This window comes from Companilactobacillus hulinensis, assembly GCF_003946555.1.
In the GTDB taxonomy this organism is placed as follows: domain Bacteria; phylum Bacillota; class Bacilli; order Lactobacillales; family Lactobacillaceae; genus Companilactobacillus; species Companilactobacillus hulinensis.
The window spans coordinates 80,081-90,527 of record NZ_RHOO01000009.1; the positions used below are offsets into that span (position 1 = coordinate 80,081).

Here is a 10,447-nt window from a genome sequence, read left to right on the forward strand (position 1 = left end):
AACTTGAACTCTCAGTAATAAAATGAAATATTTTTCTTGAATAGTTCATTTATCAAAGAGTATATTAGTTGTGCAGATAGCTAGTGTCAACAGTAAGATATCAGCAAAATGAACTATTAGAGGTCTCGAAAATAACAATGTTGATATATCAATACAAAAGATGAAATATCGATTAAAAATATTTTTGGAGGAAATCATGGCAACTAATCAAAAGCGTAAAGAACAGAAAAGAATTGATATATTGAACGCCGCAACTAAGACATTTGTGACTAATGGATACAAAAATACCTCCGTCGCAGATATTGCGAAGGAGGCACATTCGTCACAAGTCACACTGTATAAGTACTTTCCCAGTAAGATAGAACTTGCCAGAGAAGTTACTATCAAAATGATCGTTGATGGCTATGCAGGATATGATCAGCGATTGAATCAGTCCAATATGAACTTTAAAGAAAAAATTGCGAGTATCTTGGATTTTGGAACTAATGAAGCTGAAACAATGAATCAGGACTTTATGAGCTTCATGATTGATGAGTTCCAAGCGGCTAATGGTGATGATCGTGTAATGAAGGTCTACAACGAAGGAAAAGAAGGCTTTTGGAGCAAGATTCTCAAGCAGGGTCGAGCCGAGGGAATGATCAGTGATGATATTCAAGATGAAGTTGTGATGCTGTATGTGGATATGCTCATATCGTATTTTATGAACCCTTCGACTGCCCAGAGGACCAAGGAACTTGTTACGAAAAAGTATTCTAATGGCTTAGCGCGTATGTTCTTTTACGGAATTATGGGCAAGTGAGTGTGGTAATTTCAGTTGATAACCGTCAAAAAAATCACTTTTGAGTTTGCCGAATTCATCTATTAATGCATGAAACTCACTGGCTTCATCAGGTGTAAAATCAAAATCTGATTGAACAGCATTTTTCAATTGCATGTAAGTGGGTTTGTTAGTAAATGCATGCAGGTTTTTGAATAGTCGCATACAATAGTTGTCTGCGACAAAAGTAGGGCGGTGGAAATAATATAGTAGTAGGACATCGGCAGTTTCGTTACCGATGCCTTTTAAATTCAAGAGTTTTTCGCGCAATGTAGGAGTCGATAATTGTTCCCAATCATCAAAGTCATCGCGATAGGCAGTAAGCAGTGAGCGAACATAAAGAGATTTGTTTTTATAGAATCCACTTGGCTGTATCAGGTCGCGGAGTTTGTCGAGTGGCAGGGACAGTAGCTTATCCATATTGAAACCTGTTTCTTTTTGGAGATTATCAAGTGATCTGTCGACGTTTTTCCAATTGGTATTTTGAATCAATACCATACCGACGAGCATTTCTTCAGTGCTATGTGCAGGCCACCAGTTTTGGCGTCCAAGTTGTTTATTTAATAATTCAAATAATTGTCTGATAGTTATTTCTTTATACAAAGCATTTCCTCCCGGGATATTCATTATCCAACAAATTGCTTAAAATGTCCCAAATTGTTTCACGGGAAACGTTATAACGACCAATTTAACAAATAAACAGCGATTATATATGTCAAAGTTGTTCCCAATAGAATTCCTAATATACTGGATAATAATAGTTTGATATTACGTTTCTTAGTATCCTCCTTGATTTGTTTTACAGACTTCCCATGCATGAAGTCTAAGGCTTGTTTCATGGTTCGTATTTGTAGGTCGTTTTTCAAACGTATTAGTAAGATGGCGTCGATAACGCCTAGTGTGGAAAAAATCGATACTAACATGGCAGCGGTGGTAATTGGAATCCACTTCATACCGATAAATGATGCATATACCAAAACTAGAGTAGATATCAATCCTGTAATTAACAGTTTTAACTTATGCTTTGAAGAAGCATTCTGCATTACATTAATATCGTCTTTGACAAGTTGATCGATGGTAATCTGGTAAATATCTGATAATAGAATCAGATTCTGAATATCGGGGTAAGTTTTACCAGTTTCCCAGTTGGAGATTGTCTGTCTTGAAACATACATTTTCTTGGACAAATCAGTTTTGGATAAGTTATGTAGGTTTCGATAGTATATTAATTGTGTCTTAACGCTCATAGCTAGAGTCTCCTTAGTTAGTCGTTATAACGGTGTCAAAATCCTTTTACATCAATATCTGGAAGATGTTATCTCAATTTGCGGGTAGTACAATTGCTGTAATGAAAAGTGGAGGTACAACATTATGGATGATAATGATTTCATTATGCGCCAAGTTAAGTCATTTGCCGAGGGTTTAGGAGTTATGTTGAATAATAAAGATGGCAATAAGTCAGTGGTATTCTTTGAGCAGGAACAGGGTCAGTCGGGGACGATTAAGGAAAGACTTGATAAGTTAGTGTTCAAAAGAAAATATGATGTGGCTGTCAGAATGGTTTTTGAGCAAAAGTTCATTTTGAGTAAAAGTGATTATGTTGATTTAGCACAATGGTTACTAGATAAATTTAATCAATTAAATGATGTTGATAATGATTTGAAGATGGAATTAGAGAAATCAATTGTTAAAGTTTCTAAACTATGAAAAATACCCAGGACAAATTTTAAAATTTGTCCTGGGTATTTATATTATATAGATTGAATTTATTATTCAGAACGTAATGCAGTAGCAGCGTCTTTCTTAGCTGCCATACGTGCTGGAATGTGTCCCCCAAGTACTGTTAGAACAGTACTTACAATAATCAAAATAATTGCATGGATCGGATTCAATTGTGCAACATTTGATAAGTCGGTCATACTCTTCAAAATAGAGTTGATTGGGAAAGTTGCAAGATAGGCGATGATGACTCCAAGTACACCAGATGCGACACCCAAGATGGTTGTCTCAGCATCGAATACTCGAGTAATATCTTTCTTTCTAGCACCCAAGGCCTTCAAAATACCAATTTCTTTGGTACGTTCAAGAACAGATGTATAGGTGATGATTGAAATCATAATCATACTTGTTACAAGAGAAATTCCGGCGAAGGCAATCAAGACGTAGGTAATGGCATCCATTAGTCCACCAGTTAGGTTAGAAACAGAACCAGCCATATCTGTGTAAATAACTTGGTCAGACTTCTTCTTGCCCTTGTTGTATTTATCCAAGTACTTAAGGACCTTATCCTTGTTCTTGAAATTGTTTGGATAGATCATGATGCTTGATGGTGTTGTTGAACCACCAAGATAATTGATCAAGGTAGCCTTAGTTGTAGCATCTTCAACACTTGCACCAGTTAGAACGTTAGTACTGCTACTCTTTTGAGCAGTAACAATATCTGAGTTCTTGTTGTCATTGATGATATTCTTAGTTAATTGATTACTGTAAGCAACGCCTGAAGCTAAGATGTTCTCAGATGATTTTGATTTAACACGCAAGATACCTGAAATTTTCAAAGTAGTGTTAGAACTGTTGTTGTATAGTGTTGAATCAGCTGCATTAGGTAAGAATGTTCCAGTAGGTAGTTTCTTATAGTAATTGTTATTGTTCACAACTTTGAATTCTTTACCAACTAACTTGTTGAAGTTGAACTTTTGTCCTTCTTTAACTGAAAGACCAATATTCTTTAATGCGTTGATATTAGTTGAATTGTCACTATCAACGATCAATACGATATCGTTAGCACTAGTGGGCATTGATCCAGAAACAACTTTGTAGTGCTTCTTTAAGAATGCTTGACCACTCTTGCCACTTGGGTAAACTGAACCGCCGATACCAGTTGAGGTTGCCATGGCATTGGACATTGCACTGGCAGAGTTTGCTCCCTTGCTTGTGTCAGCGTTTGAGAATGTAGCGGTTTTGACTTTGCCGTTATTCTCACTAAGGATATTCATACCAGTTGAGTAAGTGTAAGTGATAGTCTTGCTCAACTCTGGATCGATATTATCGATATAGTTTGTATATTTCTTAGTGATCTTATTGATATGTGTGGCTTTATCGGCTTGACTTAGTTTGGCAGTAACTTTAGTCTTTTTAGCTTTAGTCAGCTTGTCACTCTTGGTAGATGGGGCAGTTTGGTTAGAAGCAATTTGAGAAATAGTAATTGGAAATTGTGCCAGTGTATTAGATTGTGTTTTATCAATCTGTTTTTGGAATCCAGACGACAATGCTAGGACAATGGCAATACTGATAATACCAATACTTGAGGCAAAGGCTGTTAGGAAGGTCCGAGCCTTTTTAGTTTTGATATTAGTGTATGACAATTTTAGAGCAGTCCAGAATGTCATCTTAGTTTTCTTTAGTTCAAAGCTGTCTTTACTAGTGTCTTCTTGATAAGGATTAGAGTCGTTTTGAATTTTACCGTCAGCAAAGTTGATGATACGGTTGGCGTATTGCTTGGCAAGTTCAGGGTTATGAGTAACCATGATAACAAGTCGTTCTTTTGACAATTCCTTGATCAATTCCATGATTTGAACACTAGTCTCAGTATCTAGAGCACCAGTTGGTTCATCACAAAGTAAAATCTCAGGGTCGTTGGCAATAGCACGAGCAATCGCTACACGCTGCATTTGACCACCGGATAATTGATTTGGTTTCTTATTCATGTGAGGTCCTAAGCCCACACGTTCAAGTGCCTTAACAGCTTTTTCTTTCTTCTCAGCATTTGGAACACCACTGAGCGTCATACCCATTTCAACGTTATCAAGAATACTTAAGTGTCCGATAATGTTGTAGCTTTGGAAAATGAATCCAACTGAGTTGTTACGATAAGCATCCCAATCAGCTTCGGAGAAGTCCTTAGTTGATTTGCCCTTAATGATCAGATCACCAGAATCATAGATGTCTAATCCACCGATTCCGTTAAGCATAGTAGTTTTACCGGAACCACTAGGTCCCAATATAGCAACGAATTCTTTAGGTCGAAATGATACAGAAACATCATCGAGCGCCTTTGTTACAGAATCGCCGACATAGAAATACTTTTTTATGTGTTTTAATTCCAGCATATTTTATTCCTTTTATTTAAGATTTGTAATATTGCAAATGTTTTTGATACAATCATCATTAATGCAACACCATGTTTCATATAATAGAAATTTTTTATCTAAAAAACAATCATCAATTATAAATAATTTGTTGTAAGTGTAACATATTTTGGTAATATGTTGCATTAATGACGCGGCGGGAGTGTTCTATATATGGTAGGAATTAAAAATAATCGGCGAGCACAATATACTCGGCAAGTGATACAGGATTCAGTGTTATCGCTGCTTGAGAATAAGACGATGAATAATATAACTGTGACAGAAGTTTGTAATTTGGCGGATATTAATCGTACGACATTCTACCGATATTATGAGGATGTGTATAAGTGTGTTGACGAAATCGAAGAAGAATTCATCGATTCACTTAATGAGGATATAGTTAAATCGCCATCACAAGGAATGGAAATGGTGTTGGATGAGTTCTACCATCATAAACGACTAAGCAATCTGGTGTTTGTGGAAGGTAAGACGAGATTACTTGAGAAACTATTCGAAGATTTTGGTCATAATGCTCCCAATGTAAATGAATATCAGGATGTATACTTGATGGCAGGAATTCAAAGTGCATTGAAGAAGTGGGTCAAAGATGGGATGAAACTTACACCACACGAATTGACACGAAAAATTGTTTCACTAGTATTCGCGGATGATATTCAAAATCTGCGTCCTAAAATAGATAAACCGTTTTAAATTGTCTTGTGTACGTTTTCATAATACTAATTGCTTATTTTCTGAAAATAACTGTGTTACCATTTCTAATGGTGCAAAAATCACGTTTGTTTTAGGGGAGGACGTATTTATGAGAGAAATCGTATTTGTTGTCGGATCATTAGTAGTGTTAATGCTTGAAAAGTATGTCTTAGCCAATAATTCAATCAACTGGGTGGGTGCAATTGTTCCGATTATTTCAATTGGATTCATTCTTTGGTTGTTAATTTCTAAGCAGTTGGGATTAGATTTCTTAGATATATTAGTTTCTATCATGTACATTTCATTGAATTTCATTTTTTGGGGACAGGGTAATGACTTGTATCATCGTAGAACGGTTAAGAGAATCGCTAAACAAATATACGAAAGAGTGTAGTGAAACATGACACTCTTTTTTTTATAAGCTCAATTACTGGATATCTTGCTAATAAGGTTACATAATAGCGGCAGATTTAGGAATAATATCTTAAATCGTTTTTAAATTTAACGTTGAATGAAGATGTAATTATGAAAAAAATAGATCGCTTGTATTTGGCACTTACTGCAGCGTTTCTTATTTTAGGAATCTTCTTATTATTCATGAGCAAAACATACGCTGCAATTAGCTTTATTTTAGCTGCAATTTCTGCGGTTGCCTTTATTATTGATGAAATGAGAAAGCATCGTGGTCTTAAACATAAAGTCAGTTAATAAATGCAAATAGTATGATTATTTCAGGATTAAGGTATACTTTCATTGAAGTATATCTTTTTTTAATTGGAGGGAAATTATGTTACAAAAGCTTGAGGTTATGCTGTATGTCAGAAATGTGGATTTGATTGCCAAATTTTTTGAGGATGCATTAGGAGCTACTTTAATTAAAGAAACCAAAATGATCGATGGTAGTTTTGAAATCAAATTGAGTGTTTTAGACCAAGTAAATATCAATCTCTATGATGTGGAATTCATCAGGGAATATTCACCATCAGTTTCACTAGAGATGCCATCAATGATGTTCTTGACCAATGATGTTAGAGATCTACATGATCAAATTGAAATGTATGCTAATACAATCAGTGAAGTTTCTGCACAAGGAGATCAATTAGTATTCAACTTCTCTGATCCGGAAGATCATTACTATGCAGTCGGAAGTATCACAGAATAGTTGATAAATTTTAAAAGCCAATTAAGGGAGAGTCCTTGGTTGGCTTTTTGCGTTCTATAGATATTTATTTTTGATAAATAAAGACCAATTGCTTTGGTGTGGATAAGTTAGTGGATAATTTCCAGTCTGGATGATTGAACTTTTTCAAATCTTCTATGTTATCCACATTATTTTCAGCCATAAATCGGACCATTTCACCACGAGCCATTTTGGCTAAAGTTGCTTTGACCTTTAATTTTCCATCGACAATACTTCCAAAAACTACAGAAATGAATTCTTGCTTGGGTTTCAGATAAGGAGTAATTGCTTTGGAATATTCTTCGGATGCTAGGTTAATAATAGGTTCATTATTAGTAGATAATGCATCATATAATTTTGAGTTCCAGAATGTATAAAGATTTTGGAATTTTGGTATCTTGATTTTGGACTGCATTTCTAAACGGTAGGGTACAACTCCATCGAATGGACGGAGGATTCCGTAGAATCCTGATAGTATTCGTAAATTTTGACGCACGTAATCCAAAGCTTTTTCAGTGAATAAGTCCGGTGCCATGTATTGATATTGAATTCCGCTAAAGGCCAATAATGCTGGGGTCAGTTTCTGATGCAAATCCATTTCTTGAAGTTGTTTGAAGTTTGGCTCGGCTAGCTTATCGCTACATTTCCAGAGTGCCTTTGCATCTGAATAATTTAGTTTACGTAACTGTTTAAGAATAAATTCGGTTTGATCCAAATATTTTGGAAGTGTTTCGTATTCAAAATCGTCAGTATCGACAATCATTTTCTTGGCTGGTGCAATTATAATCTTCATAATAAGTCCTTTTGAAAAAAGAATAAGGTTTTGATGTAATTATAAGGCTACTCAAATATTCAGCGTAAACACGGAATAAAATACAACTCCTTGCGTTTAACTACAAAAATTCTCGCATTTACTATGTAAATACGAGAATTTTTTAGGTTATGCTCAGAAGTTAAACGTGTTTTTTCACGCTCTTTTTATAGAATTGGCGATAACAGTCTTGAGAATCGTTGCTTGAAGTGCAACCAGTGGCCTTGGCTCTTGATGACTTCTGGCGTTATTAATAAGCTATCCTTCATGTCATTTTCGAATGCGCGAGATATTTTATGAGCAATTTTCGAATCGTAAATGAAGGCATTAGCTTCAAAGTTAAGTGAGTAGCTTCGAAAGTCTTGATTCATTGAACCAACGGTACAAATTTTGTCATCGAAGACACTAGCTTTAGCGTGCAAGAATCCCTTTTGATAGCTGTAAATTTTAATACCGTAACTTGTAAGTAGGTTGGCATAATATTGTGTGGCACGGTAGATGAAGGGATGGTCGGGCATACATGGAATCATTATTCTAACGTCGACACCTGATCTTGCTGCAATCGTTAATGCAGTGAACATTGGATCATCAGGAACAAGGTATGGTGATTGAATCCAGACACTCTTTTTCGCACTGACTATCATATCAATGAATCCATCTTTTAAGACTTCTTCACGTCTATCTGGTCCGTCACTAACAATTTGAATAGGCAAGTTGTCAGTGATCTCGAATTTGTCTGATGGGAAGTATTTCTCATCGAAGACTAATGCTTCTTCACTCTTCTCAATAGAAGCATTCCAGTCTTGGAAGAAACGTTCCTGTAGTAGCAATGTGGCGACACCTTTAATACGTACATGAGTATCTCTCCAGTAACCAAACTTTTCAGTCACGTTGACGTATTGGTCACCGACGTTGAATCCGCCAGTCCAACCGATACATCCATCGATAACAACAATTTTTCTGTGCAAGTGATAATTCAAACGAGTTTTGGCAATAACATTTTTCGAAGTAATGAATTGGAGAACTTCACCACCGGCATCTTCAAAGTCCTTAAACCATTTTTTACGAGTGCCATTCGATCCCCATGGATCATACAGTAGACGAACTTCCAATCCTTCTTTGGCCTTTTGAGTCAATAGTTTCAAGAATTCATCACCAATGTCACTCTTGATGAAGGCGTAGTATTCAACGTGAACAGTTTCTTTAGCGTTTTTGACATCCTCAAACATTTGGGCAAACTTTTCTTTACCATCAAAGAATAAATCTACCTTGTTATGACGCGTCAGAGGGGTCTCTTCAGTTTCATTGAAGAATTTAATAATGTGGCCGGCATAGTGAGTCTGATCAGAACGAGTTGCTGGATCATTATTATTATTTTGATTTTCGATTAATCGGCGTTTGGCCGTATCGGCCATTTCCATCGACTTTAATTGATCCAAACCGACATGTTTTTGATTACTGATACTGAATATTTTCTCTTGCGCAATCCCACGACCGAAGAAGGCATATATCAAGAATCCAACAAGCGGCAGGAGCGTCAAAACCAGTATCCATGCCCAGGTAGTAACGATATTTCTGGGTCTATGGAAGACAGTGATAAGCGCTGAAATCGTGTTAAGTACCAAGATAATAAATATTAACCAAATAATCCAGACATCAACCATTTTATAAATTCCCCTCTATTTCATATTAAAGAGTTTATCTCACTTTACTGAATAAATCTATTCAGACAAATGGATATAGTAGAATAAAAAACGTAATTTAATATATGGAGAAAAGAAAATACACTTACAAAGAAATGATCAAGCACATGAAGTCCAAAGGAATTAAGTTTGAACTAATGAATGAACAGGATGCGATTAAATATTTACGAAAGGAAAACTATTATTTCAAGTTAACAGCATACAGAAAGAATTTTCCTAAAGTTGACGGTAAGTATATTGACTTGGATTTTGCTTATTTAAAACAGGTTTACGATTTGGATACCCAACTTAGATATTCTTTATTAGAAATGTCATTGAATCTGGAGCATGCAATAAAAACTAGGATAATAGATTTAATAACTGAGAATAAAATGGAGGATGGATATTCAATTGTTCGTGATTTTAGAGAATATGACAATATAGGATATTCTCAATCTATTAATTATCTGGATAAAAATAAATATTCCAAATTAATGAGTGAAAAACATCATAATAACCCGGCCATTTGGGTATTATTGGAAACAATGTCATTTGGAGCATTATGTTATTTTTTAAATTTCTTGTATAAACGAACTCAATATACTCAGTTAAAAGAAACTAAGTATTTACTAAAATATTGTAAAAATATTAGAAACTTAGCTGCACATAATAATTGTCTATTACTTAATTTCTTTAATAACTCCGAAAGGATTTTGGCTGTATCAAGAAGAGTAAAAGAAATTAATACTAAACACTTTAAAATTGATAAGGATCTATTATTCGATAGGAAAGTACACGATTTGATTTGTCTATTTTATTTATGCGATCAATATGATAGTCCTAATTCCACCATTAACATTAATGGTGATTTAATCAATGAACTTAGATTAATGGATAGTATTTCAAGCAATAATGATATTATCAGAGAAGTACTTGATGTTTTTAAGATATTGATTGAAATACATTAATGAATATCGTGAATTGTAAAATTAATCCGAACACCTAATCAAAAAAAAATACCCATAGTAAATGTTTTACAATGGTAGTGACTAAACAGACCATGAAAGAAGACATTTACTATGAGCATATCTACTTTAACACAGTATCACCGTGGTGCCA

The 10,447-nt window shown here is 35.0% G+C and carries 12 protein-coding genes; 7 read left to right on the plus strand and 5 right to left on the minus strand.

Features of this window, described 5'->3' with window-relative positions; genetic code table 11:
• The first annotated feature begins 196 nt into the window (after positions 1–196).
• Positions 197–799: a TetR/AcrR family transcriptional regulator gene (locus EKM66_RS06530; RefSeq protein ID WP_164505070.1), complete on the plus strand. Its 603-nt coding sequence runs from the start codon at positions 197–199 to the stop codon at positions 797–799.
• Here EKM66_RS06530 and EKM66_RS06535 read toward each other — a convergent pair.
• Both EKM66_RS06535 and EKM66_RS06540 read right to left on the minus strand, forming a co-directional pair.
• Complete coding sequence (locus tag EKM66_RS06535; protein WP_125762818.1) at positions 761–1,420, minus strand: endonuclease III domain-containing protein; 660 nt, start codon at positions 1,418–1,420, stop codon at positions 761–763. The genes EKM66_RS06530 and EKM66_RS06535 overlap by 39 nt on opposite strands.
• Positions 1,421–1,491: 71 nt before the next feature.
• Entirely contained in the window at positions 1,492–2,064 is a 573-nt protein-coding gene (locus EKM66_RS06540) for a helix-turn-helix transcriptional regulator (RefSeq protein ID WP_125762820.1), read from the minus strand.
• Positions 2,065–2,188: 124 nt separating this feature from the next.
• Between EKM66_RS06540 and EKM66_RS06545 the strand changes: the two genes are divergently transcribed.
• The gene (locus EKM66_RS06545; RefSeq protein ID WP_125762822.1) at positions 2,189–2,524 is read left to right on the plus strand and encodes a DUF6483 family protein; all 336 of its coding nucleotides are present in this window, start codon (positions 2,189–2,191) and stop codon (positions 2,522–2,524) included.
• Positions 2,525–2,586: 62 nt separating this feature from the next.
• Here EKM66_RS06545 and EKM66_RS06550 read toward each other — a convergent pair whose 3' ends face one another.
• Positions 2,587–4,926, minus strand: a complete 2,340-nt coding sequence (locus EKM66_RS06550) for an ABC transporter ATP-binding protein/permease (protein ID WP_125762824.1) — start codon at positions 4,924–4,926, stop codon at positions 2,587–2,589.
• Between the two features lie 192 nt (positions 4,927–5,118).
• On the opposite strand from EKM66_RS06550, the gene EKM66_RS06555 reads away from it, so the two are divergent.
• The 4 genes from EKM66_RS06555 (at position 5,119) to EKM66_RS06570 (ending at position 6,817) form a co-directional block, all read left to right on the plus strand.
• Positions 5,119–5,655, plus strand: a complete 537-nt coding sequence (locus tag EKM66_RS06555; RefSeq protein WP_125762826.1) for a TetR/AcrR family transcriptional regulator — start codon at positions 5,119–5,121, stop codon at positions 5,653–5,655.
• Between the two features lie 109 nt (positions 5,656–5,764).
• The gene (locus EKM66_RS06560) at positions 5,765–6,049 is read left to right on the plus strand and encodes a hypothetical protein (RefSeq protein ID WP_125762828.1); all 285 of its coding nucleotides are present in this window, start codon (positions 5,765–5,767) and stop codon (positions 6,047–6,049) included.
• Positions 6,050–6,180: 131 nt separating this feature from the next.
• A complete protein-coding gene (locus EKM66_RS06565) occupies positions 6,181–6,363 on the plus strand; it encodes a hypothetical protein (RefSeq protein WP_125762830.1) in 183 nt (60 codons plus the stop codon).
• 79 nt (positions 6,364–6,442) lie between these two features.
• A complete protein-coding gene (locus EKM66_RS06570) occupies positions 6,443–6,817 on the plus strand; it encodes a VOC family protein (protein WP_125762832.1) in 375 nt (124 codons plus the stop codon).
• A gap of 64 nt (positions 6,818–6,881) precedes the next feature.
• Here EKM66_RS06570 and yaaA read toward each other — a convergent pair whose 3' ends face one another.
• The gene (yaaA, locus tag EKM66_RS06575) at positions 6,882–7,628 is read right to left on the minus strand and encodes a peroxide stress protein YaaA (protein WP_125762834.1); all 747 of its coding nucleotides are present in this window, start codon (positions 7,626–7,628) and stop codon (positions 6,882–6,884) included.
• A gap of 185 nt (positions 7,629–7,813) precedes the next feature.
• On the minus strand, positions 7,814–9,310 hold the full coding sequence (gene cls / locus EKM66_RS06580) for a cardiolipin synthase (protein WP_125762836.1): 1,497 nt from the start codon (positions 9,308–9,310) through the stop codon (positions 7,814–7,816).
• 104 nt (positions 9,311–9,414) lie between these two features.
• Between cls and EKM66_RS06585 the strand changes: the two genes are divergently transcribed.
• Positions 9,415–10,296: an Abi family protein gene (locus EKM66_RS06585; protein WP_164505071.1), complete on the plus strand. Its 882-nt coding sequence runs from the start codon at positions 9,415–9,417 to the stop codon at positions 10,294–10,296.
• Positions 10,297–10,447: the final 151 nt, after the last annotated feature.

Coding starts and splice junctions, on each gene's coding strand:
- EKM66_RS06530 (WP_164505070.1), top strand. CDS start 197: ATGGCAACTAATCAAAAGCGTAAAGAACAGAAAAGAATTGATATATTG.
- EKM66_RS06540 (WP_125762820.1), bottom strand. CDS start 2,064: ATGAGCGTTAAGACACAATTAATATACTATCGAAACCTACATAACTTA.
- EKM66_RS06545 (WP_125762822.1), top strand. CDS start 2,189: ATGGATGATAATGATTTCATTATGCGCCAAGTTAAGTCATTTGCCGAG.
- EKM66_RS06550 (WP_125762824.1), bottom strand. CDS start 4,926: ATGCTGGAATTAAAACACATAAAAAAGTATTTCTATGTCGGCGATTCT.
- EKM66_RS06555 (WP_125762826.1), top strand. CDS start 5,119: ATGGTAGGAATTAAAAATAATCGGCGAGCACAATATACTCGGCAAGTG.
- EKM66_RS06560 (WP_125762828.1), top strand. CDS start 5,765: ATGAGAGAAATCGTATTTGTTGTCGGATCATTAGTAGTGTTAATGCTT.
- EKM66_RS06565 (WP_125762830.1), top strand. CDS start 6,181: ATGAAAAAAATAGATCGCTTGTATTTGGCACTTACTGCAGCGTTTCTT.
- EKM66_RS06570 (WP_125762832.1), top strand. CDS start 6,443: ATGTTACAAAAGCTTGAGGTTATGCTGTATGTCAGAAATGTGGATTTG.
- yaaA (WP_125762834.1), bottom strand. CDS start 7,628: ATGAAGATTATAATTGCACCAGCCAAGAAAATGATTGTCGATACTGAC.
- cls (WP_125762836.1), bottom strand. CDS start 9,310: ATGGTTGATGTCTGGATTATTTGGTTAATATTTATTATCTTGGTACTT.
- EKM66_RS06585 (WP_164505071.1), top strand. CDS start 9,415: ATGGAGAAAAGAAAATACACTTACAAAGAAATGATCAAGCACATGAAG.